The organism is Shewanella sp. SM73 (genome assembly GCF_025653795.1).
Lineage (GTDB): Bacteria > Pseudomonadota > Gammaproteobacteria > Enterobacterales > Shewanellaceae > Shewanella > Shewanella oncorhynchi.
In genome coordinates this window covers 43,940-69,090 of the sequence record NZ_JAKKRY010000012.1, presented here as the reverse complement: position 1 = coordinate 69,090, position 25,151 = coordinate 43,940, and the positions used below count along the sequence as shown (strand labels likewise).

Annotated in this window: 19 protein-coding genes, 1 tRNA gene and 1 pseudogene; 4 read left to right on the top strand and 17 right to left on the bottom strand. The window is 48.7% G+C overall.

Translation table 11 applies throughout. From position 1 onward, the window contains the following. Window positions 1-80 precede the first annotated feature (80 nt). Window positions 81-1,409: a M48 family metallopeptidase gene (locus L5M51_RS16110; RefSeq protein WP_168826895.1), complete on the top strand. Its 1,329-nt coding sequence runs from the start codon at window positions 81-83 to the stop codon at window positions 1,407-1,409. A gap of 45 nt (window positions 1,410-1,454) precedes the next feature. Here the strand turns inward: L5M51_RS16110 and L5M51_RS16105 are convergent, their stop codons facing one another. From L5M51_RS16105 to fdhD, 5 genes are all read right to left on the bottom strand, one after another. Further along, window positions 1,455-1,679 carry a sulfurtransferase TusA family protein gene (locus L5M51_RS16105; RefSeq protein ID WP_107946198.1) on the bottom strand — a complete coding sequence of 75 codons (225 nt, stop codon included), beginning with the start codon at window positions 1,677-1,679 and terminating at the stop codon, window positions 1,455-1,457. Between the two features lie 20 nt (window positions 1,680-1,699). Further along, window positions 1,700-2,737 carry a YeeE/YedE family protein gene (locus tag L5M51_RS16100; protein WP_263173725.1) on the bottom strand — a complete coding sequence of 346 codons (1,038 nt, stop codon included), beginning with the start codon at window positions 2,735-2,737 and terminating at the stop codon, window positions 1,700-1,702. 10 nt (window positions 2,738-2,747) lie between these two features. Further along, window positions 2,748-2,981, bottom strand: coding sequence for a sulfurtransferase-like selenium metabolism protein YedF (yedF, locus tag L5M51_RS16095; protein WP_107946196.1), 234 nt, complete (start codon window positions 2,979-2,981; stop codon window positions 2,748-2,750). Continuing rightward, window positions 2,981-4,195 (bottom strand): selenium metabolism membrane protein YedE/FdhT, encoded by a 1,215-nt coding sequence (gene yedE / locus L5M51_RS16090; protein ID WP_107946195.1) that lies wholly within the window; start codon window positions 4,193-4,195, stop codon window positions 2,981-2,983. Before yedE ends, yedF begins: the two co-directional genes overlap by 1 nt. A gap of 110 nt (window positions 4,196-4,305) precedes the next feature. Continuing rightward, window positions 4,306-5,142: a formate dehydrogenase accessory sulfurtransferase FdhD gene (fdhD, locus tag L5M51_RS16085; protein WP_113941247.1), complete on the bottom strand. Its 837-nt coding sequence runs from the start codon at window positions 5,140-5,142 to the stop codon at window positions 4,306-4,308. Window positions 5,143-5,283: 141 nt separating this feature from the next. Here fdhD and L5M51_RS16080 point away from each other — a divergent pair. Then, window positions 5,284-5,378: transfer RNA gene (locus tag L5M51_RS16080), tRNA-Sec, on the top strand. 69 nt (window positions 5,379-5,447) lie between these two features. Here L5M51_RS16080 and selB read toward each other — a convergent pair. The 9 genes and pseudogenes from selB to hutC form a co-directional block, all read right to left on the bottom strand. Next, window positions 5,448-7,286, bottom strand: a pseudogene (gene selB / locus L5M51_RS22845) (selenocysteine-specific translation elongation factor); the annotation flags it as partial. Between the two features lie 5 nt (window positions 7,287-7,291). Continuing rightward, window positions 7,292-8,713 carry an L-seryl-tRNA(Sec) selenium transferase gene (selA, locus tag L5M51_RS16070; RefSeq protein ID WP_263173784.1) on the bottom strand — a complete coding sequence of 474 codons (1,422 nt, stop codon included), beginning with the start codon at window positions 8,711-8,713 and terminating at the stop codon, window positions 7,292-7,294. Window positions 8,714-8,809: 96 nt separating this feature from the next. Next, window positions 8,810-9,715, bottom strand: coding sequence for a formate dehydrogenase accessory protein FdhE (gene fdhE, locus L5M51_RS16065; RefSeq protein WP_263173723.1), 906 nt, complete (start codon window positions 9,713-9,715; stop codon window positions 8,810-8,812). Next, on the bottom strand, window positions 9,715-10,356 hold the full coding sequence (locus tag L5M51_RS16060; protein ID WP_011982054.1) for a formate dehydrogenase subunit gamma: 642 nt from the start codon (window positions 10,354-10,356) through the stop codon (window positions 9,715-9,717). The genes fdhE and L5M51_RS16060 overlap by 1 nt, the downstream gene beginning before the upstream one ends. Then, window positions 10,353-11,264 (bottom strand): formate dehydrogenase subunit beta, encoded by a 912-nt coding sequence (fdxH, locus tag L5M51_RS16055; protein ID WP_287480897.1) that lies wholly within the window; start codon window positions 11,262-11,264, stop codon window positions 10,353-10,355. Before fdxH ends, L5M51_RS16060 begins: the two co-directional genes overlap by 4 nt. 2 nt (window positions 11,265-11,266) lie before the next feature. Further along, window positions 11,267-14,281 carry a formate dehydrogenase-N subunit alpha gene (fdnG, locus tag L5M51_RS16050; protein WP_173496974.1) on the bottom strand — a complete coding sequence of 1,005 codons (3,015 nt, stop codon included), beginning with the start codon at window positions 14,279-14,281 and terminating at the stop codon, window positions 11,267-11,269. 675 nt (window positions 14,282-14,956) lie between these two features. Beyond that, window positions 14,957-16,498: a histidine ammonia-lyase gene (hutH, locus tag L5M51_RS16045; RefSeq protein ID WP_173242519.1), complete on the bottom strand. Its 1,542-nt coding sequence runs from the start codon at window positions 16,496-16,498 to the stop codon at window positions 14,957-14,959. A 52-nt stretch (window positions 16,499-16,550) separates the two neighbouring features. Beyond that, a complete protein-coding gene (gene hutU / locus L5M51_RS16040; protein WP_263173722.1) occupies window positions 16,551-18,218 on the bottom strand; it encodes a urocanate hydratase in 1,668 nt (555 codons plus the stop codon). A 155-nt stretch (window positions 18,219-18,373) separates the two neighbouring features. Continuing rightward, window positions 18,374-19,081 (bottom strand): histidine utilization repressor, encoded by a 708-nt coding sequence (gene hutC / locus L5M51_RS16035; protein WP_263173721.1) that lies wholly within the window; start codon window positions 19,079-19,081, stop codon window positions 18,374-18,376. Between the two features lie 173 nt (window positions 19,082-19,254). On the opposite strand from hutC, the gene hutI reads away from it, so the two are divergent. After that, window positions 19,255-20,481, top strand: coding sequence for an imidazolonepropionase (gene hutI / locus L5M51_RS16030; RefSeq protein WP_263173720.1), 1,227 nt, complete (start codon window positions 19,255-19,257; stop codon window positions 20,479-20,481). A gap of 97 nt (window positions 20,482-20,578) precedes the next feature. On the opposite strand, the gene L5M51_RS16025 is transcribed toward hutI, so the two are convergent. The 3 genes from L5M51_RS16025 to L5M51_RS16015 all read right to left on the bottom strand — a co-directional run bounded on the left by L5M51_RS16025 (window position 20,579) and on the right by L5M51_RS16015 (window position 22,634). Further along, window positions 20,579-21,331: a siderophore-interacting protein gene (locus L5M51_RS16025; protein ID WP_263173719.1), complete on the bottom strand. Its 753-nt coding sequence runs from the start codon at window positions 21,329-21,331 to the stop codon at window positions 20,579-20,581. Next, a complete protein-coding gene (locus L5M51_RS16020) occupies window positions 21,324-21,884 on the bottom strand; it encodes a MarR family winged helix-turn-helix transcriptional regulator (protein WP_113941237.1) in 561 nt (186 codons plus the stop codon). The genes L5M51_RS16025 and L5M51_RS16020 overlap by 8 nt, the downstream gene beginning before the upstream one ends. A 477-nt stretch (window positions 21,885-22,361) precedes the next feature. Further along, window positions 22,362-22,634 (bottom strand): hypothetical protein, encoded by a 273-nt coding sequence (locus tag L5M51_RS16015; protein ID WP_014610083.1) that lies wholly within the window; start codon window positions 22,632-22,634, stop codon window positions 22,362-22,364. Between the two features lie 688 nt (window positions 22,635-23,322). On the opposite strand from L5M51_RS16015, the gene L5M51_RS16010 reads away from it, so the two are divergent. Next, on the top strand, window positions 23,323-25,146 hold the full coding sequence (locus L5M51_RS16010; protein ID WP_263173718.1) for a glycerophosphodiester phosphodiesterase: 1,824 nt from the start codon (window positions 23,323-23,325) through the stop codon (window positions 25,144-25,146). The last annotated feature ends 5 nt before the right edge of the window (window positions 25,147-25,151 follow it).

The following is a 25,151-nucleotide window of genomic DNA, read 5'->3' as shown; positions in this document are numbered from 1 at the left end:
TGCACACGATAGTGGTTGAATTTTCGAGTAAAATTGACTACTTTCACGCCGTTTGTCTCTTCACAAGGAAAAGGATCAACATGGAACAAGTTATTACCGCAGGGAACGAGAATCCCATTCAAATGACAGATATTGTCTATTCGAAGGAAAAATCGCTGTTCACTCTGTTAGCTATTATTTCTGGGATCGTCTGGGCGGCATTGATCATAGGCACTTTTGGCATGGCGCTGCTCTATGTGTTGATGTTTTTCATTATTTATCTCTTTAGCCACTCCGCCTTTATCAGCTACTTAAAAGGCACGGCTGTCGAAATCAATGCAGAGCAATTTCCTGAATTACATAAACAATATTTAGCGTGTTGCGAACGTTTAGAAATGCGCGAGCCACCACGCGCTTACTTATTGGCAGCTGATGGCATGTTAAACGCACTGGCGACACGCTTCCTCGGTCGCAACTATATAGTGCTATTTTCATCGATTGTGGATGCGCTTGAGTCAGATAAAGATGCGCTCAACTTCTATATCGGCCACGAGTTAGGCCATATTCGCCGCAATCATATAGGTAAAGCGCCCTTCTTAGTCTTCGCCACTTGGTTACCTTTAGTGGGTGCGGCTTATTCTCGCGCCTGTGAATATACCTGCGATCTCCACGGATTACGTTGCTGCAACAGCTTACGTTCAGCCACAAATGCCGTTGCTGTGTTAGCCGCTGGTGTCGAGCAATGGAAACGTATGAATGTGGATCAATATATCCGCCAAGCCAGTGAGTCGAGTGGTTTTTGGATGTCGCTGCACGAGCTTAATGGCAGCTATCCTTGGTTGACCAAGCGCATGGCGAGAGTCCAAGCCAAAGCACAAGGAGTGGAATATGCACCGCCATCACGCAGTGCATGGGCCTATGTACTCAGCTTCTTTATGCCACGTTTAGGCACAGCAGGCGGTGGATTGATAATCTTCGCTGCGATTATTGGTATTGCTGCAGCAGTCGCGTTGCCAGCGTATAAGGACTATCAAGAGAAAATGGGTGCCACCACGAGTTATGAGGCACCAACCACGACCGAAGCCACACCAGCAGCATTGAATGTACCCGATGCGGCACTGGCCATCGCCAGTATCGACCAGCAACATCAAGCACTGGCACCGATCACTGACATCTTAGTCGGCTACTATCAAACCAACAAAGCTTGGCCAACCGAATTGGATGTGCTTGGACTCACGGACGAGCAGATTGCGACATTTAATCTGTACACAGATGGCATAGTCGGTTTTATAGGAAGCGAAGCACTCGGGGATTATCAAGGCTATGAAGTCTATCTATCGCCTCAAGTTGATGAGCAAAATAATATCACTTGGGTTTGCAGCAGCAACGGTATTCCGGATGAATATTTGCCAGTAGATTGCCAAGGCTAAGATCAAAAAGCGCTGCAAATGCAGCGCTTTTTAGTTGAGGACGAGTTAGCCTTTTTGAATCGTCATAGTCCAAGCAGCATCGCCCTTCTGGGCAAAGTGTGTCACCTCATGCCCAGCTTCAGCCGCCCAGCGGGGAATATTCTCAGTTGCTTGGCCACAATCGTAATCCAGTACCACTTTATCGCCAGTCTCAAGACTCGCAATTAAGCGTTGTAACTCAATTAAAGGAAAAGGGCATAGCTTACCCGTTGTGTCGAGATACTGTTCCATATACAGCTCCTTTATAAACGTTAAATCTGCGCAAGACGCATTGGCCTCAGTAGCGCAAAATAGTTAAAACACCAACTGCCAAATAAAATAGCAGGGATAAATAGCCAGCCTTGCCACGACAAGTAAGCCGTGCCAACGAGCGCATTACCAAGCATGCAACCTCCGGCAAGCCCGCTCCCCACGCCCATCAACAGGCCACCAACAAACCCAAATAACACTACTTTATGACCTGGGTAGCGCCAGCGCTGCTCAGCACTGCCCCGGGCAGCGATAAAGGCACCTACAAATAATCCCAAGAGAAAATATCCCGGCCAACTAAAGAACTTAGTGTTACCTGTGGTGACAAAATCCCATAACTGCGCACTCGGGCCACTGATCCCAACACTGCCTACACGGCCACTTTCAAGACTTGCAGGCCATGCAAGTAGCGCCAGTAAACCAATCAGCAAAGCACTTACAAAGGGATGCCAGCGCGCTTCAAACAACCAATGAGCTAAACCCGTTTTACGGGGTGCCATCAGTGCAACCGGACGTTTGCGGCGTTTGAGATAACCCAATGCCAACCACAATGTGAGTAATACGAGGACAAGCACGATCACCCAAGGGGAAACGCCCAGAGTTTGATAGAGCGTTTGGTCCTCAAGTTGATGCTGTTTAAAAGGTTTAAGTAGACCTTTCAACTCATCGAGACGCACTAATTTACTGGCAGCAATAAAACCGAGAACGGCCATCACACTGGCAGCCAACCCTTCGGCAGCGCGGTAATAGGCGCCAGTGGAGCAGCTTCCCGCTGCTGCCATACCCACACCAAACAATACACCACCGACTAAGGTTGCCAACCAAGGGAAATGCCCTTCTGGCAATTTAACCCAACCCCATTCGTAAAACAGGAACAGCCCTAGACTTTGGATGCTGATGGCAATCAAAATAGCGATCACCATGGTAAAGTCCCGTTGCAGATAGGTATCGCGGATCCCGCCCGCCATACAAAATCTCCCCCTTTGCATCACAAACCCCATGGCTAAGCCAATACTTAAGCCACTGAGAATAGTCAACATAGTCCTATCCTCAACGCTGGATCAGATAACGAATAGTCGGACCATTCTGCTCAATTTCCAGCACTTTATAACCATGATTTTTAGCGTCAAGGGGAATGTTGTTAATAGACTGCGGGCAGTCACTAATCACCTCGAGAATTTCACCGGGCTTTAACTTTGGCATAGCCTCAAGGGTAGCCACTGCGGGATAAGGGCAAGGTTCACCCACCATATCGAGTTGATAATCTGGAATATATTGAGCCATTACGCCGCCTCCGCTAGCAATTGTTCATCACGCTTCGCCTTACGAGCAAAGAAACGTTTTTCCCACAGCAACATAGCGCCAAAGGAGAGCCCCAGCAGCACATAGGTCAGCAATAATCCGCCTTTATCGCCAAAGCTGGTCAGTAAATTAACTTTGTCCCAGTTCGTTGCTAATGGCTGAGCGATATCATCCCAGTAATACGCCAGTAAGGTTGAACCCAACACGTTACCTAAGCCCACCCACCAGAAATGCACTTGGCCTTCGACTGCACGATACATCCAACCCGTTTCACAACCACCAGCCAGTACAATACCAAAACCAAACAGTAAGCCGCCGATCACCGCATTAGGGCCAGCCCACATGATCTTAGGTGGCACACCCAGTTGCACATAGCTGTAAATACCTATCGCACTGACCGCCATGCCTAAGATAATCGCCTTCGCCATGTGAGTACGACCAGTGATCCACATATCGCGGAACGCTGAGGTAAAGCAGATTTGGGCCCGTTCGATTAATAAACCAAAACCAACACCACAGAGCATAGCAATGCCGAGTTTTGGCGCATTGAACATAGTCAACAACCCCCAACCGACGATGCCTACAAACACCAACATACCGATGCGGAAACGACGTCTAGCTTGGTTTTCGTCCTGCTTGATTGAAGTCGCTTTATTTACCTTTTTCAGTTTTATCGGAATACGGAACATCGGCAGTAAGGTAAATCTTGCACCAAAGTAAGAACCTGCCGCCGTCGCCAAAGCAAAGAACCAAGCATGTAAAGAGAACTGAGGAATACCCGTGAAGAAGGCGGCAAGGTTACAACCCATAGCTAAACGGGCACCAAAGCCAGCAATAATGCCGCCGATCAGTGCCTGAGCAATACGGATACGGCTCTGTGGCATACGCAGTTTGACGTTATTGGCCCAAAGCGCAGCGGCAATACAACCACCAAACATACCGATAATCATCATGCCGTCGATACGATCTAGAGGAGAGCCCTGCAGACCTATCACTTTGAAATAACCCCAGGTTTCAGGCTCTGCACCTAAAAACTGCAGTAAATGACCACCCCAACGAGTGAATTCCCCAGTAACAGCCCAGAAGGTTCCGGTCAAACCAAAATAGTAAGTAGAAAGGATACCCGCAGCGATAACCGCTGGCATAGGCGCCCAAAAACGGACTAAATATTCTTGTTTAAATTGTTGCCATGTCATGTCATTACCCTAATGAACGAGACTATAAAAAATAAGCGCAATGCGCTTATAACCTGTGTGCCAGAATGATTGAAGTCGTTCGACAACTTCAATCTCAAGTGGCCTCACGCTTAAATGGCTTTAGCTAAGCTGACACACTGCTGCCCCAACAGGCGATAACCGTGGGTGTAAAGCGTTGCCCTGCCATTACGGCAAAAACCGATAAGCGTGATATTGCTTTTCTCTGCTAATTCCAACGCCAGTGAAGTCACGGCGGACATAGCAAACAGAATTTGGATATTGGCACTAGCGGCCTTTTGCACCATCTCAAAACTCGCGCGACTGGTGAGCAATACGGCCACTGGACGTTCCACATTGTGAGCGGAAAAGGCGCCAATTAGCTTGTCTAGTGCGATATGCCTGCCTATATCCTCATAGGCGGCGATGATCTGTCCTTGATGGTTAAGCCCCATGGCCGCATGAGTGGCACCCGTCAGCTTAAAATGTTGTTGATTATCTTGAATTTGCCCAAGTGCAACCTGTAAGTGTTCGATATCGAATCTGGCATCTGAGTCCACCCGCATCACAGGCTTAACGGCCTCTTCGAGCTGGGCGACGCCGCACAATCCACAACCTGTGCGTCCTGCCATATTGCGCCTTTGTTGCTTGAGTTCCATAAAGCATCGTTGGTTGATTTCCACTTGGATCAACACGCCTTCACTGGTGAACTCGAGCTCCACCCCTTTGATATCATTGATATGGGAAACGATACGTTCAGATAACGTAAAACCAATAGCGAAGGCTTCTAAATCTTGAGGACTCGCCAACATCACGGTATGCGCTATGCCGTTATAGACCAGTGCGACCCGCACTTCATTAGCTAAGTAGTCTGTCAGCTCAGATGCGTGCCCATGTTCTAACAAGATCACGTTTCTTTCTGTCACCACTTCATGTGAATGATATTCCATAGCGCCCCTTTAAAACTATAAAACCAAATAAAAACAATTAGTTTGATGACAATTTAAGACTTGTATCACAAACCCATAAACTAAATAAGAATCGCCTTGAATCATCTTTACGCATTTTCTACTATCCCTAGGTCTTCTATTGGAAGAACGTCGTCTCCGGTGAGGCGTCCGGATTTCAAATCCGGGTAGGGCTGCCAGCAGTCCTGGGTAGGTTCGACTCCTATGTTCTTCCGCCAATTCTCATGGGAAAAAAACAACTCCGCATCCCGAACTTCTCGGCTATTACTGCGATACTTCCTACGGGTAAAACCACTTCTGTCAAAGAACTCAAGCAGTTGAATACTCACCTTACGCCCAAGCCCAACCATGTCTTTAAATTCTGCCGTTTCGAGCTTGCCGTGTTCTGCAATATGAGTACGTACTAAGCTGGCGTAGTAACAGATTTGCTCGCTGAGCAAATATCTGTCCTTCACCACAGCAGTAATAAATCCCTGCTGCACCAGCCGGAAACACAGCAGCCTTAATTTGGCAGGTTCAAGCTCAAGGTATTCGCCCATTTCGGTGACCCACACGGGGGCGGTTTGCTCGGCAAGCCAAGGCGCAAGTGCCTGCCAACAATGCTGCGCCTCAGCATCTAGCACTATTTTGTGCTCGGCCAATTGCAACAGGGCGCCACGCAGCACCATGCGACCTTCTTGGCAAAGCGTGTCGAGCACTTTATTGGCTAATTCGGGCGGCAAAGCGCTATGGCTCATGCGTTGCAGGCGATTACGCCCAAGCCCAAGTTGGTCGGGATGCTGTTGATGGAACTCGCTAAGTAAAGTAATAAACTGTTGTTTTTCTTGCTCAAGTAAACTTGTCGCTATAGCAAATGCCCCAAAACGAACTAAACCCGCTTGGGCTAACAGCATTGCCAGCCCTTCGTCGGTTAATTGCCAACGCCACGCGATTTCATCAAGCTCTAGCGCCTGAGTTTGGCCGAGTAAAGCCACCACATGGGCAGGATTATCCAAGCGTGCTAATTGCAGTAATCTCGCGACTCGTTCAGGTGTACGTTTCTTACGATTAGGGACTTTCAGCGCCAACACTCGCCCCGCACCTAAAGTCTGTTTACCTCCAATGTGTCGCAGGACAATTCGATCGTTCTGACATAGGAGTAGTGGCTTTTCGAGTACTAACTCCGCCAGACAGAAGCCTTCTTCATCAGCTTCATTTAACAGGGAAACTCGACCTAAAGTATGATCAGCGCCATGATGACAGTGGACATTTTGCCAATGCACTAATGGCTCACAGCCTAAAAAATCGAAGGCTCGAATGTGCACTACAGGGCGGCTACAGAGCTCCGCTTGAGGCAAACTGCTCAGCCAATCGCCACGCTCTGGCTCCCTATGGTTATCGACACCCGTTAAATTGAGTGCTACGCGTGTACCCGTGACAGCCCTTTGGGCTTCTTGTCCCTGACAATGTATGCCTCGCACTCTGAGTTTGGCCTTTTGCCCTGAGCTAAAAAGACTATCCCCCACGCATACGCTGCCGCTGATCACTGTGCCAGTCACGACACAACCCGCACCTTTCACACTAAAGGCGCGATCGAGCGTCATCCTAAAGCTGCTGGCATCCTCCGCCCGCTTTGACTCTTGCTCACCTAAATCAAGAATATGCGCCTTCAGCGCCGCCACACCATTGGATGCTAAGTCGGCGGTGCCATTCGCCGACACTTCAAAAACACCACTGGCCTCAATGCCATACTCGGCGAGCAAAGTGAGTCCATCGGCGACAAGCTGTGCCGCCGTGCCACTATCAACTAAATCCCGCTTAGTTAGCACTAAGGTCAAACTGTGCAAAGGTAATAGCGCAAGAATTTGCAAATGCTCACGGGTTTGCGGCATTACGCCATCGTCACAGGCCATCACTAACAGGGCGTGTCGAGCATGACTCACGCCCACCAGCATGTTGTTGATAAATTTTTCGTGGCCGGGCACATCAATAAAAGCAAGGCGCGAACCATCTCGAAGTAGCATAAATGCATAGCCAAGATCGATCGTCATACCGCGGCGTTTTTCCTCCGGCAGACGATCGGTATTCATCCCAGTCAAAGCGCGAATAAGCGTACTCTTGCCATGATCGACATGACCCGCAGTCACAATGATCACAACTGCACACCTAAAGTGCTCAACTCGGCGAGGAGTTCGGCTTCACTATCAAGACCGCGCAGATCTAATCTGAGTTGGTCCTGACTCATGCGACCTATGATAGGCCGTGCCGCCTGCTTAAATTGTTGTTCTAACAAACTTAAACTACCGCCATTGAGTGCGGTAAAACACAGCGCCACTGAGGGTAAAAAAGTATCGGGCTGTGAGCCACTGCCGACCTGTGTTTGGCACTCGACTAACTCAATGCGATAACAAGGTTCAAAATGTGGAACCAAAGCTTGCTGTAAGCGACGACCAATCTGCCATAACGTCTCTTGGCTACGGGCAAATTTCGCCATAATAGGCAGCTCAATGTCTAAGGTTTCAGGGTTAAGATAGTGGATCAATGTCGCTTCTAACGCCGCCAAAATCAGCTTATCGCAACGCAGGGCGCGCTTTAGTGGATGACTCTGTAACTGCTTAATCAGCGACTGTTTGCCAACGATCAAACCAGACTGAGGGCCACCCAATAGTTTATCGCCGGAAAAACTGACTAGATCGACTCCATCGGCTAGCATGGCTTGGGGCGTAGGTTCTTGCTTTAGACCAAAGCGGCGCAGATCAGTAAGTGAACCGCTGCCAAGATCTGAAATGAGTGATATGCCACGCTCACGGCATAACTGACCCAGCCTTGCCTCCTCCACTGCGGCAGTAAAACCACTGATATGATAATTACTGGTGTGGACCTTCATTATCGCAGCGGTATTTTCAGTAATGGCCTGCTCATAATCCTTAAGGTGAGTCCGATTGGTGCTGCCGACCTCGACTAAGGTGCAACCCGCTTGGCGCATAATGTCAGGGATGCGAAACGCGCCGCCAATTTCCACCAACTCACCACGGGAGACTATGACTTCTTTCCCCGCAGCCACCGCTGACAGCATCAACAACACAGCTGCGGCATTGTTATTCACGACACAACAAGTCTCGGCACCCGTTAAGCGCTGGATTAAAGCACTGATTGCATTATCCCTGTGACCACGTTCACCAGCCGCAAGCTCAAACTCCAGCGGTGTGGGGTAGCGCATAACAGAAATGACAGCTCGAATTGCCGCTTCTGACTGCTGCGCTCGGCCAAGATTGGTATGCAATATGGTGCCAGTGAGATTCCACACAGGTTTTAAGCTGTGGCTGTAATCATTAGACAGTTGATCAACCAAACATCTGTGCAATTGCGCAAGATCGCCACACCATGTCGGCAAACGGTGCTCGCGGCCGATTAAGCTGCGCGCCGCCTTTAACTGGGTATCCAGTGCGGCCTTTACCGCCGCTTTGCCGTAGGACTGCTGCAATACCACAAAACTAGGCTCTGCAAGTAGGCTATCCATTGAAGGCAAAGCTCGGTACAGAACTTGTAGTGTTTCAGGTGCTTGGGTCATCATCTGTGTCATTTTGTTTATATTATTGCCATTGGTTTATAAAAAGCAGGAAGGGATCAGCAACCCGACTCCCTCCCGCATTTGTTTAAGCTATGTGGCTTACGTGGTTTCGTGGGCCAGTAGCAGTGGGTTCAGTGTTGTTGCACCAAAGCCCTTAGCATTTAGCTCACTGTCTAACATCAAGGTCGCGAGATCGTCTGCCGCCACATCCATAGAAGGTGACTTCTCGACGAACATCATCTTGGTATAGCCATGACATTCATCGCAGCTTTCGATCCGCACTTGAGCCTTGGCATCATCTAGCGACCAAATCGTCATCTCTTTGTCCTGACCGCAACTGGTGCAATGGGCGCGAATGTAATGCCATTCGCTCTCGCACAGACTGCAATGTAGATAGCGCAAACCAGCTCGAGGCTGATCGACAATCACACTCGCCACGGGATGACATCCACACACGGGACACATACTCTGCTGCGCCACCTTGCACGGATCCATCCGCTTGATGACCATAGGTGCCCAATGCGACCAATAAACGCCCATCGCCGCCCAGATGAATAAGCTAAAACGGGCAGGCACTTCACTGACATGCCCTTGGCGTAGTGAACGCCCCCACGAACTCAGTTGCTCGGGTGATTGCTGCATCAACAAACGCACTACCCGAGCTATGGATTCATCCACCTGCGGCAACAAATCACTTAACAGTTGCTGTAGCAGTCCTTGCCAATAGCTATCTGCCTCTGAGCCCAACAGGGAAAGCGGAGTCGCCTCATCTTTCCCCCAAGCGAGAAGCTTACCGAAGTCAGCCTCCTGCGCTAACCTGGCCTGTATAGAGACCAAACGGCGACATAGCTCAAAGTAATCAGCCAGCGGCGAGTCCTTGGCCAATGACAGCAAACGTTGCGCCCTTCTGTGATACACAGCTTGGGGATCTGCCGCTTTTAACGGTTTAAGTTCCAGCGGCGATTCGTTGCCTTGGGCCAGAGGTATCTCGGCTGTATGACTCATTAATGTTTCTCCACGTCCGAATGTTCATCCAACATCACAGGGTGATGTTTGCGGCACCAAGCCTTAGAGACTTTGCCGTAAAGCATGCCTGTAACCGACCCTTCCACCCATGTCGCCATCCAGAAATGCACCATCACAAAAATCAACATGATGAGCGCACAAATGGCGTGCAACAGAATGGCCCAACCCACCACAGTGGCTGAGAAATAGGGCGCAAAGTAAGGCTGCCACATGATGATTCCCGTCACCGTTAAAGTGATAGATGTCAGCACGAAGGCGCGAAACAATACCTTTTGCCCAGGGTTGTAATGGCCGATAGGCGGGATTTTCTCCTCGTTCTCGAACATCACATCCTTAATGGCGAGCATCCAAGCGAGGTCGTGCTTTTCCCATTTGTTGTGTTTGTAGTAACGCACCAACATCAACATCAGAGGTAAGCACATCATCAAGCCCGCAATGGGATGAATAAACTTCGCCAATTGCGGTGTGCCCGCTATCGCCCCAAGCCATTGAAACGATGGATAGAAGAAGGAAAAGCCAGTGAGAAATGTCACTAGGCCAACCGCCACAATGAACCAATGACAGATGCGATCGAACAGCTTGTGACGCACTATCATTTCTTGCTTATCATGCTTGCTCATTTGTCGGCCCCCTCTTCCTGCTTAGCCTCTTCCTCTGGCGGTTGATAACCCGGTTGGTCTTCTTCGACTATGTTGCGACCGACGGTGATCTTATGCAGACAAGCGACGGCGGCAGTGGCAAGAATGCCCATAGTGCCTAAAGGTTTGACCCAGTCCTGCCACAGAGTGAGTGACAGTGGGATCTGCGGGTTATCGGGCATGTTGTAGCTTTCGGGCTGCTCGATATCGTGCAATATCATCATCATACCCGTGCCACCTACACCCTCAGGGTTATAAAGTCCTGCCTTAGCAAAGCCCTTTTCCTTCAGTTCTTCGACCCGTTTTTGCGAGTAGAACAACATGTCCTCACGGGTGCCAAAACGCAGCGCCCCTGTGGTACATGACTTAACGCAGGAAGGTTCCAATCCCACAGCCAAACGGTCAGAGCACATAGTGCACTTGTAGGCCTTGTTATCCTTAGGATCGATTTTGGGCACATCAAAGGGACAAGCACTGGCGCAATAACCGCAGCCGATACATTTGTCCGAATCGAAGTCCACCACACCATTGGCGTGCTGGATAATCGCGCCCGAGGTCGAACAGGCCGTTAAGCAGGCAGGGTCAGCACAGTGCATACAGGCCGAGTGGGTAAATTGCCAACGCAGCTTGTTGCTTTCCATCACCTCATGGAACTCCATCAGGGTCCAACATTGGCCCGATAGCGACATAGGGTTTTGGTAACTGCCTTGGAAGGTGCCCACCTCTTCCCGTAAATCATTCCACTCAGAACACGCCACTTGGCAGGCTTTACAGCCATTACACTTAGTGGCGTCGAACAGCTTAGCGACCTTTTCTGACGAATTACGCCCCTTTGCCGCAGGCGTCACCGCTGAAGTACCGGAGCGGCGGATAATGTCTTGTGATGCCATAATCAGATCCCCTCCGCTTTAGTGATGTTAACCAAAAATGCTTTGAACTCAGGCACCTGTGTATTTGCATCCCCCACTTCCGTGGTGAGTACGTTACAGGAGTAACTCTTACGAGTGAGTGCATTATGGCTGCCGTGACGGGGTAACCCGACGGTATGGACTAACTGGCCATTTACCTTTAACGGCTGTAGCCGTTTAGTCACTAAGGCTTTGGTTTCAATGCTGCCGCGTTTAGAGCTGACAGTGACCCAATCCCCATTGGCGATACCTTTTTCTGCCGCTAACATTTCATCGATTTCAACGAAGGTTTCAGGCATAGAAATCGCAGCTAAACGAGCATGCGTAGACCAGAAGTTAAAGTGTTCAGTTACACAGTAAGTAGTTGCCACATAAGGGAAGTCCTTATGGGAACCTAAGGTTTCCTTCACACCCGGTAACATACGTACCGCAGGGTTACTGGTGACCTTGTGTAACGGGTTCAACCCAATAGGCGACTCCATCGGCTCGTAGTGCTCAGGGAACGGACCTTCGGCCAATAATTTAAGGGCGAAGAAACGACCCACACCTTCGGGTTGCATGATGAAGGGGCCAGCGGATTCCTGTGGTGTTAACTTCATATTGAAGTCGCCCACATCGATACCGTGCCACTTACCGTCAACCCACTCGACGATAGTGCGTTTTGGATCCCAAGGTTTGCCGTTGATATCGCAAGAAGCGCGGTTATACAGCACACGACGGTTTGCTGGCCAAGCAAATGCCCAACCCGGAGTAACACCTTTACCGGAAGGATCATGGTTGTCACGGCGAGCCATCAAGTTGCCTTCTTCGGTCCAAGAACCCGCATAAATCCAACAGGCGCTGGCGGTACTACCATCAGCTTTCAGTTCAGCAAAACTACTGAGCTGACGTTGAGTCACGAGATCCTTACCGTTAAGCTCGCGAGCGATTTCTTCAGCGTGCGGTGAGTGAGGATTGTGGTAATTCCAGCTCATCGCGTGCACTGGTTCAGGCAGCTTACCGCCCTCTTGTTTGTACAGTTCACGCATTGCCATTAAGACGCCAGAGAGAATCTCAGCATCTGGCTTGGCTTCACCCGGCGGGTTAGCTCCCTTCCAATGCCACTGCATCCAACGGCCAGAGTTGACGATGGAACCTTCTTCCTCGGCAAAACACGTCGTAGGTAAACGGAACACTTCCGTCATGATTTCAGCGGGATTGACTTCATTGAAGCCATCGGCATTTTGCCAGAAGGTTGCAGTTTCCGTTGCCAAGGCATCCAACACCACCATGTATTTAAGATTACTCAAGGCTTTGAGTACCTTATTACGGTTTGGCATAGAGTTAATGGCGTTAACACCTTGGATAATGTAGCCATTCACTTCGCCGTGGAAAGCCATATCTAAGTGTTTAGTAAAGTCGTACTGCTTGTCCCATTTCGGCAACCAGTCATAACCAAAGTCATTTTCAACCGTGGCGTTATCGCCCCAAAAACTCTTCATTTGCGAAACAAAGAATTTAGGGTAATTTTGCCAATAGTTGGTTTGACCCGGACGCAGAGCGACAGGGGTATAGTTGTGGAGATAGGTTTTAAGATTAATGTCTTTTTCGTTCGGTAACTTGAGGTAACCGGGCAAGCTTTGACACAATAAACCCATATCGGTCGCGCCTTGCACGTTCGAGTGTCCGCGCAGAGCGTTAACACCACCGCCCAACACCCCAATGTTACCCAGCAGCAACTGCACCATGGCCATAGAGCGAATGTTCTGCGCCCCTTTACTGTGGTGAGTCCAACCTAAGGCATACATAAAGGTCGCGGCTCTATCGTGGGTATGAGTGCTACCAATTTGTTGGCAAACGATCTCATAGTCCGCAATCGGCGTACCGGTAATATTGCTTACTGTTTCAAAGTCATAGCGTTCAACATGTTGCTTCATTAAGTTCCACACACAGCGTGGATGTTCGAAGCTAGGATCGATTTTCGCGTAACCCTGTTCGTCTAACTCGTAGTACCAAGACTCTTTATTGTAGCTATCTGTTTCTTCATCGAAACCACTGAACAGACCTTCACTAAAGGAGAAGTCTTCGCGCACTATGTAACTGGCATTGGTATAAGCCTTCACATAGTCGTAGTTCACTTGTTTAGTTTCAATAAGATAGCGGATCACCCCGAGCAGGAAGGCGATATCTGTGCCCGAGCGGATCGGCGCATAGTAATCGGCTACAGCGGCGCTACGGGTGAAGCGAGGATCGACCACCAAAAGTTTAGCGTTGTTATGTTGCATAGCTTCTGTAACCCAGCCGAATCCGACAGGGTGAGCCTCTGCAGCATTACCGCCCATAATAATGATCAAATTAGAGTTTTTAATATCGATCCAGTGGTTGGTCATGGCACCACGTCCAAATGTCGGAGCAAGACTTGCTACCGTTGGAGAGTGTCAGTTACGCGCAATAGTATCGATTGCAACTAGGCCCAGTGCCCGTGCAAATTTCTGGGTGATATAGCCGCCTTCATTCGGCATCGCCGACGAGGTCATCATCCCAGTGCTAAGCCAACGGTTAACCGTCATCCCAGCAGAATTCTTTTCAATCAAGTTAGCATCACGGTCATTCTTCATCAGACGGGCGATGCGTTGGTAAGCTTCAGTCCAGCTGATACGAGTCCATTCATTACTGCCTGGCGCACGGTACTCAGGATATTTAAGACGATTAGGGCTGTTCACATAATCCACTAGACCAGCACCCTTAGGACACAAGGCCCCGCGGTTGACTGGATGGTCTGCATCCCCTTCGATATGGAAAATACTTTGTTCGGCGTTTTTGCCGTTACTTCCTTTGCTGTACATCAGCAATCCGCAACCCACTGAGCAATAGCAGCAGTTATTGCGGGTTTCTTTCGCGCTAATGAGTTTGAATTCTCGAACGGCCGCATAGGCCTTTTCGGACATCAATCCCAACGCTGAAATTGCTGAGGTGGCAGCTCCGGCAGCACACAGTCTAAAAAACTGGCGTCTGTTCATTGCGTCCTCTCACACTCTTGTCGTTATGAGTCTAGTGGTTGCTGTGGTAAAAATGGCAACCGATTGAGTGAGTCCTACTAAAGACCACACTTAATTTAAGATTATCCCCAAAGAAGAAATAGATAACAAATAATGACATGAGATCAAGATCTCAAATAAACAACCACAGAACTTAACTCCAAAAAACATTTCAAATAAAGCACCAAAGACCAACAAATGATAATAAAAGCACAATTTAAGGAATTAAAAACTAATAAACCACAAAAGACAATTTGTCCAACATGACAACCCCATATTGTCCCACACCATAGGGTTATGGTTATTAAAAATTATTATATGCATTCAAATATGCATAATGATGGCGAATAAAAACACAAAGGTAACGGTTTATAGAGGGATAGACAGCCACAAAAACTGACAATGTAAAGATTAGGGCAAAAAGTGCAGAGTCTGCGGTGTTAAACACACCAAAATGGCAAAGACAAAGATCGAGGAAAAGCAGATAAAAACCAAAGAAAAAGGCACAAGCAATCTGCCTGCACCTTAAATTTTGCCTTTTAACGCTTATTTTTAGCACATTGAGGCGCAAAATCTGGGCGCGATAACAAAAGCGCCTCAGTGCAGCCTATTCCCGCGGAGTAAACACCTGTTCAGCCATTAAACTAAAACAAACGCCTAAAAGCTGGCTAGCGTTCCTGCTGGCAGATAAGTGTTAAAGCTCGCTGTATACAACAAATCTGTCGCGGCTTCGATATCTGGCGCGAAGTATCTGTCTTTATCGTAATAAGCGACGACTTCACGTAATTCGGCTTTAGCCTTAGCCACTGCAGCACTTGGGGCTAAAGGCGCGCGGAAATCTAAACCCTGAGCCGCCGCTAACAATTCAATTGCCAGTACACCACGGGTATTTTCGCTCATATCGCGCAAGCGGCGGGCCGCAAAGGTCGCCATAGAAACATGGTCTTCTTGGTTTGCCGATGTTGGCAAGCTGTCAACTGATGCCGGATGAGCGTAGGTTTTGTTCTCAGACGCCAATGCCGCCGCCGTCACTTGGGCGATCATAAAGCCCGAATTCACCCCGCCGTTTTTCACAAGGAAAGGGGGCAGTTTCGACAGGCTAGAATCGATCAATAGCGCGATACGACGCTCGGCAATGGAGCCCAGTTCAGCAATTGCAATCGCCAGATTATCCGCCGCCATAGCCACGGGTTCGGCGTGGAAGTTACCACCCGAAATGATATCGCCCGTGTCTTGGAACACCAGTGGGTTATCGGTTACGCCATTGGCCTCTGTGCCTAACACATCAGCCGCGTGACGAATTTGGGTCAAGCAAGCACCCAGCACCTGTGGCTGACAGCGCAGTGAGTAAGGATCTTGCACCTTTTCACAGTTAGCATGACTTAAGCTTATCTCAGACTCTTCACCCAGTAGATGACGGAAGACCATGGCCGAATCGATTTGACCTTTCTGACCACGCGCCGCATGGATGCGAGGATCAAACGGGCTACGGCTGCCCATAGCGGCTTCGACGCTCATAGCACCGATCACTGAACTTGCTGCGAACAAGTCTTCGGCATGGAACAACCCTTCCAGCGCCAGCGCAGTCGACGCTTGTGTGCCGTTAAGCAAAGCCAGCCCTTCTTTGGCCGCTAAATCGATTGGCTTGAGACCAGCGATTTCTAAACCTTCGGCAGCAGAAATTAACTCGCCTCGATAACTCATTTCGCCTTCACCCAGCATAGGCAAACACATGTGCGCCAGTGGCGCTAAGTCACCCGAGGCGCCGACTGAACCTTTTTCTGGCACGCAGGGATACACTTCGGCGTTCACTAAGCTGATTAAGAAGTTAATCACTTCTAAACGAATGCCTGAAAAACCACGGCTTAACGAGTTGATTTTTAACACCATCATCAAGCGCACTGTGGCATCTTGCATGTATTGCCCCGTGCCAGCGGCATGTGACAACACGATAGAACGTTGCAGCAATTGCAGATCTTCGGGCGCTATCTTGGTATTGGCCAACAAGCCAAAGCCCGTGTTGATGCCATAAACGGTACGGCCTTCATCCAACACTTTCTGCACGATTTGCGCACTGGTGTTGATATCAGTAATGGCCTCAGGTGCGAGTTCCAGTGTCAACTTATGACGGCTGATTTCGCGCAATTGCGCTAGGCTCAAGCTGCCCGGCGTTAACACTAAGTGATTCACAGATTTCATATTTTTAGCTCCAAGCTTTTAGTTATTATTGTTATTGAGTCGTTAGCATCGGCTAGTCTTGCATAGGTAAATCGAGGCCCTGCTCCTTGGCGCAGTTTTTCGCAATCTCGTAGCCCGCATCGGCATGGCGCATCACGCCTGTCGCTGGGTCATTCCACAACACGCGGCCAACCCGTTTTGCCGCCGCATCTGTGCCGTCACACACAATGACCACTCCCGAATGTTGGCTAAAGCCCATGCCGACGCCGCCGCCGTGGTGCAAAGACACCCAAGTTGCACCGCTAGCGGTGTTGAGTAACGCGTTCAGCAATGGCCAATCGGATACCGCATCTGAGCCGTCCAACATAGATTCGGTTTCGCGGTTCGGGCTGGCAACAGAGCCAGAATCTAAGTGGTCGCGACCAATTACCACGGGCGCCGACAACTCGCCATTTTTGACCATTTCGTTGAAAGCTAACGCCAAGCGAGCGCGATCTTTTAAGCCAACCCAGCAAATACGCGCAGGCAGACCTTGGAAGGCGATACGCTCGCGCGCCATGTCTAACCAATTGTGCAAGTGTGGGTTATCTAGGATCAGTTCTTTGACTTTAGCGTCGGTTTTGTAAATATCTTCGGGATCGCCAGATAACGCCACCCAGCGGAACGGGCCAATGCCTTCACAGAACAGTGGACGAATATAAGCAGGTACAAAACCTGGGAAATCGAAGGCGTTTTCAACGCCCATTTCAAACGCCATTTGGCGAATGTTGTTACCGTAATCGAGCGTTGCTGCACCCGCGGTTTGCAGGTCGAGCATGGCTTGTACTTGCACCGCCATCGAGGCTTTCGCCGCTTTCACTACGCCCGCTTCGTCGGTTTTACGCATGGCCGCAGCCTCAGCCATAGTCCAGCCCTGCGGCAGATAACCGTTTAATGGATCGTGTGCCGAGGTCTGGTCGGTCACGACATCTGGGGTAACGCCGCGTTTAACTAATTCAGCAAACACATCGGCGGCGTTCGCCAGTAAGCCAACGGATACTGGCTTGCCAGCTTGGTTCGCTTCTTCAATCATGGCTAATGCTTCATCGAGCGAAGTAGCTTTTTTGTCAACATAGCGAGTACGCAGGCGGAAATCGATGCGGGTCTCGTCGACTTCACAGGCTAACACTGAGAAGCCAGCCATAGTGCCCGCCAGCGTTTGTGCGCCGCCCATGCCACCTAACCCGCCAGTGAGGATCCATTTGCCTTTAGAGATACCCTCAAAGTGCTGTTTTGCGACCGACACAAAGGTCTCGTAAGTGCCTTGGACTATGCCTTGAGTGCCGATATAGATCCAAGAACCCGCCGTCATCTGGCCGTACATGGCCAAACCTAGCTTATCTAACTCGTTGAAATGCTCCCAGTTCGCCCAATGTGGCACTAGGTTTGAGTTAGCAATCAGTACGCGCGGTGCATCCGCATGGGTGCGAAATACACCCACAGGTTTACCCGATTGCACTAATAAGGTTTCGTCGTCTTCGAGGCGTTGTAAGACTTCGATGATTTTGTCATAACAATCCCAATCGCGGGCGGCGCGGCCAATACCGCCGTAGACAACTAAGTCTTCTGGGCGCTCGGCGACATCGGGATGTAAGTTGTTCATTAACATACGCATTGGCGCTTCTGTGAGCCAACTCTTACAGCTTAATTGTGTGCCATGCGGTGCAATAATACGGCGGCTTGGGTCGTGGCGCTTATCCATTGAATTTTCCTCTTTCAACCTGTGGTGCTAACTCGTATTCGCTAAGTCGCTAATACGGGTTAGCACTATTGTTTTTATTGTGTTTTTATCTTTTAACTTATAAGGGTACAGCTATCAAAGTTACTGATTTACATCTGTTAATCACGCCACTGGCGTTACTTGCTAAAGGTTAAGTGGCCGCCGAGTTTAAAGCGGCTACCTGGGTGAACTAATTTTGCGAAACTCACGACGCCTTGGCGTGACCAAGTGCGGCGTAAAATCTGTAGGCAGGGCTCAGTGGTGGGGATTTCGAGCCTTTGCTGTAATTCTTCACTGGCGATAATCGCTTCAATCGTGTGATGCGCCTCGGTCAGCGGTGCCACTTGGGACAAATATTCGTGGGGTGTCTGCTGGGTAAAATCCTGCAATAAATAATCGGGCACCAACTCAGGATTCACATAACGCTCTTCAACTTGCAACGGTAAGCCCTGCTCGCAATGCACTAAGATCGAATGGAAGACTGTCGCACCGTGCTCAAGCCCAAGGGAAATTGCGATACTCGTACTCGCCACGACTTGTTCTAACACCCATTGCTGCACGCTATAGCCGTGGCCGCGGTCTTTTATCTCATCGGCAATATTGCGGATCGCCAACATAGACGACTGGGATTTACACCCTGCGACGAAGGTGCCTAGCCCTTGAGAACGCTCAAGCACACCGCTATCCGTCAGTTCGGTTAACGCACGTCGCGCCGTCATTCGGCTGCAGGTAAACAAATCGGCAAGCTGATTCTCAGAAGGCACGCGAGCATGTTCTTCCCACTCACCCGACTCGATAGAGGAGATAATGTATTGCTTAATTTCTGCAAACTTAGGAGTAGCCAAAACATTTCCTCAATATAAAGCGCTAGAATCTAGGTACTATTCACTCTTTCAAACGTTCAAAATTGCGGCTACAATCCTAGCTTGTATATACAAGTAAATACAAGACAGCTCACATAAATTTAATAAACCGTTAATCACTTGGTTAACATCTGCCAGCACAGCGAGGGGAATACATGTCTTGGGATCAGGTTTGGATAGACGTTAACTTAGCCACAATGGACCCTTCCGTATCAGCACCTTATGGTGCGATCACCAACGCGGCCATCGCAGTAAAAGATGGCAAAATTGCTTGGCTTGGCCCCCGCAGCGAACTGCCCGCCTTCGATGTTTTGTCCATTCCCGTTTACAGGGGCAAAGGCGGTTGGATCACCCCAGGATTAATTGACGCCCACACCCACTTAATCTTTGCCGGTAATCGCGCCAATGAATTTGAGTTACGCCTACAGGGCGCCAGTTACGAAGAAATTTCTCGTGCAGGTGGCGGCATTATTTCGACCGTTAAGGCCTGCCGCGAAGCGGATGAAGCAGAATTATTTGAACTCGGCCGCCAGCGCTTAAACGCGCTAGCCAAAGAAGGAGTGACTACGGTTGAGATCAAATCGGGTTACGGCTTAGATACTGAAACTGAATTGAAAATCCTGCGTGTCGCCCGCGAGCTCGGCAAACATCACCACGTAGATGTGAAGACCACATTCCTTGGCGCCCATGCGATTCCGCCAGAATATAAAGACAATAGCGACGGCTATGTCGACTTAATTATCAATAAGATGCTACCCGCAGTGATCGCCGAAAATCTTGCCGATGCAGTGGATGTGTTCTGCGAGAATATCGCCTTTAACCTTGAGCAAACCGAACGGGTGCTCAACGCAGCCAAAGCGGCGGGCTTAGAGATTAAGCTCCATGCCGAGCAGTTAACCAATATGGGCGGCAGCGCACTGGCCGCACATCTTGGTGCTAAGTCTGTGGATCATATCGAATATTTAGATGAGGCAGGCGTAAAAGCCTTAAGTGAAAGCGGCACCTGCGCCGTACTGCTGCCCGGCGCGTTTTACTTTTTGCGGGAAACCCAAAAACCACCTATCGATTTATTGCGCCAATACGGCGTACCTATGGTGCTCGCCAGCGATTTCAACCCAGGCTCATCCCCCATTTGCTCAACCCTGTTGATGCTGAATATGGGCTGCACCTTGTTCCGCTTAACGCCAGAAGAAGCCCTAACAGGACTCACCTTAAATGCCGCCAAAGCACTAGGAATTGAAGACACTGTTGGCAGTTTAGTCGTTGGCAAACAAGCCGATTTTTGTCTGTGGGATATCGCCACGCCTGCGCAGTTGGCCTACAGCTATGGCGTCAATCCCTGCAAAGATGTGGTGAAGAATGGCAAGCTAGTTCACCAGTAGCCTAAATGCATCAATAATAGGTGCATCAGCAGCAAAAACGGCATAAGCGAAAGGTTAGATAAGGTCGCTAAATCAAACTTGGCGACCTTATCTTGATTTAAACACTGGCCCCATTTTCTAACTGTTCATCTTCTTGTTTTACCAGCTTATGCTCGCCCTCATTACAACCAATTTTCCAATAGCTCGATGTGTAAAAATGGCTCTTGGGCAGTGAATGCGCTTGCTTAAAGTGTCTTCTTAGCGCGCGCATGCTGTTAAATTCACAGGCAATCCACACGGCTGGCTCGCCAGCAAGCCAAGGTAATTGGGCAATTCGCTCGACCAAAGGGCGACCTTCGGGATCGGCTTCAGGATTGATCACCCAATGCAGCTCGACGCGTTCAGGATGCACTAAAGGTTGAATATCTGCTTCACTTAGCACTTCTACCACAGCGTAACCTACTGCATTGTTTGGCAATTTTTCCAGATTCACGCTAATTGCGGGTAAGGCTGTCATATCACCTGCGAGTAAAAACCAATCCGCCTCAAAGTTGATCAGTTTTTTAAGTCCGGGTCCGCCAATTTGAATGAGTTCGCCCACCTGCACCGTTTTCGCCCAACTCGATGCGGGGCCGTCAGTATCGTGCAGCACAAAATCCACATCGATTTCATCATCGCGTTGCTGGCGGATAGTGTAAGTTCGCATTAATGGACGCTCACCCGCTTGTGGGAATAACAACTTGATATAGGCACTCTCTTGATCGACAGGAAATCCAGCCAATCCCGCACCGCCTAAGGTGATGCGTAACATATGCGGAGTGATATAAGTCGAGCGGATCACTTCTAGCTCACGTGGTGCAGGTTTATTCATTATGATTTTCTCCTATTGCGTTTTCTGCCGTTAAGCGCAACTCAATGGCTCCTTTTCCAGCCGTATCTTTTGGCTTACTAGATGGTCTTTTTTGAGTAAGGCAATCAGTTTCACTTTTGGCGGCAGCAGCATCATCCACACTTTTACTGATCCTATTGGCAAGTTTAATAAAAGTATCAACTTCGTCTGAACTGAGCGCCTGCGTCATGCGCGCCACGGTTTTACGTTCTGAGGCATTGATCTGAGTCATGATCTTTTCCCCCTCAGCCGTGGGTCGCAGCAACTGGCTGCGGCCATCCTTAGGGTTATCGATTTTAGTGATCAACCCACTCTGCTGTAGCTCATTAAGAACACGGGTAATTTGTGCTTTATCCCGCTGCATACGCAGGGCGATAGACTGGGCCGTTGATTCAGGATTACGACAAACCCCCTTCAAGGCACGGATATGAGTGACAGGTAAATCAATCTCTTGTGCAGCAATATCACTACGCAATTGCTTTTTGTAGGCATGCACTAATCTGTGCAAAGTTTCACTGAGTGACAATGACGACATAGAAGGCTCTCGATATAGTTGACTGTATCAACAATATCGAGATTGATTGATTGTGTCAACTAAGTAGCCCTGTACTGAGTGTGCGGCAATGTGCAAATAATCAGAAAATGATTAAGCACTAGCTTTCCAGTGACGCGCCATAAACTCATCCTTGAGGGCTCGACCGTGACATCCCTGTCACAAACGGTGACTTAGATGCCAGTGCTTAATCTCATCAACTCCCGCGCATATTGACGATCTAGTTTAGCCATTAGCCTTATGCAATTTGAGTTACAGGAAACTGCGCCGCCATCACAAACTCGTTATGTTGATAATGTGGCGTCATCAAGATGGCTTGAATCAGTTCTTAAGGAATTTGATTCATTTTAGGGTAAAAAAAATGCCCTCCAATACCCGATAACAGGGCTTAAGGGCATGTTTTGGCGATGTGATGAATCAGTCTGGGGTAGAGTGATTCACTGACATGAACCAGAAAACTTAGTGAATCAATCCGCCAGCTCTTGCGATCCCTACAATACCAATCAAAATCCAAAAACCATTGAGTAACGTGTAAGCGGCATCTTTGCGTAAAGCGGCACACCATGTTAGCAAAACAGCATCTATCGTGTTGAAAATCCATACAAACATAAAAGGACTTTCAGGGCCAAGCCAACTGACAAGTGAGAAACTAAATATGCGCATTAGAACACCAACCATTTCAAAGGTCCGCATGTTTGCGTTCAAAAATGCATTAAATTTTTTATAAGACAATTTATTACTACTCTTTTATTTATAAGCAAATTCTTATCATGTAGAACTACATAAAAGAACGACTGTTACCAACGCAATCCCTTTGACACGGGTAAATTGCGTGAAATTTTAGTATGTAAACCAGACGAGGTAAATCTGATTCACGGATTTTAACGAGGCAAACATGTATACGCAGGTCTTACCTAGATTAATCACCAAGTTTACATCTCAATATTTTGATTTTTATCCACAAAAAAATCAAAATATTGAATAAGCAACAAAACATAGACAGGCTTAATCTGCGATATTGTGCACTTCTGGGATAAGTAATTTATTTATAAAGTCGACTCACTAAAACATATTAAATATCAAAAATAAGAATAGAAGGTATCACCATCAGCACACTCACAGCCGAATATACTCAACCCAATGTTTAAAATAGAGAAAGATTGCGATACCAATAAACTTGGCGACGATACTAAATCGAGTGAACCAACTTAACGAGCTATCTATTATTACACTTTGAAGAAAGCTCAATGACAAACGACCCGACATAGGCGCAGCTCGGAAACTTGAAATAATCAGTGTATTTATTGCGTTATGGATAATAACAACTGACTCACCAGCTCAAAACATTACACGAATGACTAACCTTAAACCTGAAACGCTGCTAAATTACAGTCCTAACTCGCACGAATAAGGAAGCGGCATGCTCAATCCTGAACACAGTTACTGGCATGACACGCTTAAAGCCATTCGTCGCTGCGGTAGAAAACTCATTGAATTTGAACTGTTATTCACCTTAGTGTCGGCGGGTATTATCGTCCCGTCTTTTGGTTGGTTACTGCGCCATCTGATTGCCAAAACGGGCAATGTCACCATAACCAATTACGACTTAATCGCCTTTGCCATGTCTCCCTATGGCTTGCTGTTTATGGTCATTACTCTATTCAGCAGCTTTACCGTGTTTTTTACCCAACGTGCTGGAGTCACGATTCTCGCAGCATCTGGGTTATACGATATTCCCATTGGCCCAGTGCGGGCGCTGATTTTCGCGACAGCGCGCTTACCCGTATTTATTCGCCTTGGTAGCATTTATGCAGCTTGCTTACTGCTGCTCAGCGTACCTTTTATCGGGTTAGGATATCTGATTTTCAGCGTGTTTCTACAGGGACACGATATTAATTACTACTTGTATTTCAAGCCCATAGACTGGTATCTCGCCTTAACGAGTATGGCCTTCTTAGCGATAATCTATGTCCTTGTTGCCTTATATCTGTGGGCCAAAGCGGCCTTTTCACTGACGATTATTGTGAGTGAAACGACCGATGCTTTGACGGCACTCAAACGCAGCTGGCAATTAAGCGTAGGCAATGAACGCCCGATTATGTGGCACGCTGCGGGTTGGTGGTTGAGGATAGGTGCTTTGGCGTATCCCTTAATACTGCTGATCTCCTGGGGAACCGATAGCTTACTCGATAGGGTTACGCTGACACTTTCGGCAGAATTAGCCATTTTGGCCCTCGTCTCTGCACTGATTTTTATGCTCAGTGCGGCATGGTCCTTACTCGGAATGTTTGGCGAAGCCTTTATCATCTTGCTGTTATACCGCCAACTGGGAGAAAAACCCGCAGGGTTAGAACGCCTTGGGCGACAAACGGTAAAAAGAACGTCTGAACTGTCGCTTTATACAATAAGCGGGGTGTTGGTCGGCACTTTTTTAATCATGTTGGGATTAGGGGTATATGCCCTCAATAGTGAACCACAAAGGGATGAAATCCTGATTACTGCCCACCGTGCTGGCGCTGCTAGGGCACCAGAAAATACCCTTGCGGCTTTGCGTTTAGCGATTGCAGAAAAGGCGGATTATGCCGAAATCGATGTGCAAACGGCATCCGATGGCACCTTAATGGTATTGCACGATGCTGATTTGATGCGCATAGCGGGCGATCCAAGGCGAGTTGCCAACCTCAATGCGAGTGAAATGCAACAACTTGATGCGGGGAGCTGGCACAGTGCCGCTTTTGCAGGGGAATCTGTACCAACACTACTAGAGATGCTTAATGAGGCACGCAACAAAATCGGTTTGAACATTGAGCTTAAATATAATCAAGCCGATCCCAGCTTGGCGCAGGCCGTTGTCGCCTTATTGCAACAAGAGAAAATGACACAACAAGTGGTGATTACATCGCTCGAAGCAAGAGCCATTGAAGAAGTGCAACGACTCGACCCTTCCATTCACACTGGCCTTATCGTCACTCAATCCATTGGCGATCCCATTAAGGCGAATACACAATTCTTAGCGGTCAATCAATCGATTACTAACGAAAAATTTATCGCCCGTGCACACAAAGGAGGTAAGCAAGTGCATGTATGGACAGTAAATAATCCACGGCAAATGCGGCGCATGTTGGCGCTGGGAGCCGATGTGCTCATTACCGACTATCCGCAAGAGGCCGTGGAAATCCGAGAACAGTGGCTCGCGTTATCCCCTGTTGAACAAACGGCACTGCGCCTACGCTATGTTCTGTAAATTCT

Bases quoted from the DNA above. Each gene is read 5' to 3' on its own strand.
- L5M51_RS16110 (WP_168826895.1), top strand. From the start codon at position 81: ATGGAACAAGTTATTACCGCAGGGAACGAGAATCCCATTCAAATGACA.
- L5M51_RS16105 (WP_107946198.1), bottom strand. From the start codon at position 1,679: ATGGAACAGTATCTCGACACAACGGGTAAGCTATGCCCTTTTCCTTTA.
- L5M51_RS16100 (WP_263173725.1), bottom strand. From the start codon at position 2,737: ATGTTGACTATTCTCAGTGGCTTAAGTATTGGCTTAGCCATGGGGTTT.
- yedF (WP_107946196.1), bottom strand. From the start codon at position 2,981: ATGGCTCAATATATTCCAGATTATCAACTCGATATGGTGGGTGAACCT.
- yedE (WP_107946195.1), bottom strand. From the start codon at position 4,195: ATGACATGGCAACAATTTAAACAAGAATATTTAGTCCGTTTTTGGGCG.
- fdhD (WP_113941247.1), bottom strand. From the start codon at position 5,142: ATGGAATATCATTCACATGAAGTGGTGACAGAAAGAAACGTGATCTTG.
- selA (WP_263173784.1), bottom strand. From the start codon at position 8,713: ATGATGACCCAAGCACCTGAAACACTACAAGTTCTGTACCGAGCTTTG.
- fdhE (WP_263173723.1), bottom strand. From the start codon at position 9,715: ATGAGTCATACAGCCGAGATACCTCTGGCCCAAGGCAACGAATCGCCG.
- L5M51_RS16060 (WP_011982054.1), bottom strand. From the start codon at position 10,356: ATGAGCAAGCATGATAAGCAAGAAATGATAGTGCGTCACAAGCTGTTC.
- fdxH (WP_287480897.1), bottom strand. From the start codon at position 11,264: ATGGCATCACAAGACATTATCCGCCGCTCCGGTACTTCAGCGGTGACG.
- hutH (WP_173242519.1), bottom strand. From the start codon at position 16,498: ATGAAATCTGTGAATCACTTAGTGTTAACGCCGGGCAGCTTGAGCCTA.
- hutU (WP_263173722.1), bottom strand. From the start codon at position 18,218: ATGGATAAGCGCCACGACCCAAGCCGCCGTATTATTGCACCGCATGGC.
- hutI (WP_263173720.1), top strand. From the start codon at position 19,255: ATGTCTTGGGATCAGGTTTGGATAGACGTTAACTTAGCCACAATGGAC.
- L5M51_RS16025 (WP_263173719.1), bottom strand. From the start codon at position 21,331: ATGAATAAACCTGCACCACGTGAGCTAGAAGTGATCCGCTCGACTTAT.
- L5M51_RS16020 (WP_113941237.1), bottom strand. From the start codon at position 21,884: ATGTCGTCATTGTCACTCAGTGAAACTTTGCACAGATTAGTGCATGCC.
- L5M51_RS16010 (WP_263173718.1), top strand. From the start codon at position 23,323: ATGCTCAATCCTGAACACAGTTACTGGCATGACACGCTTAAAGCCATT.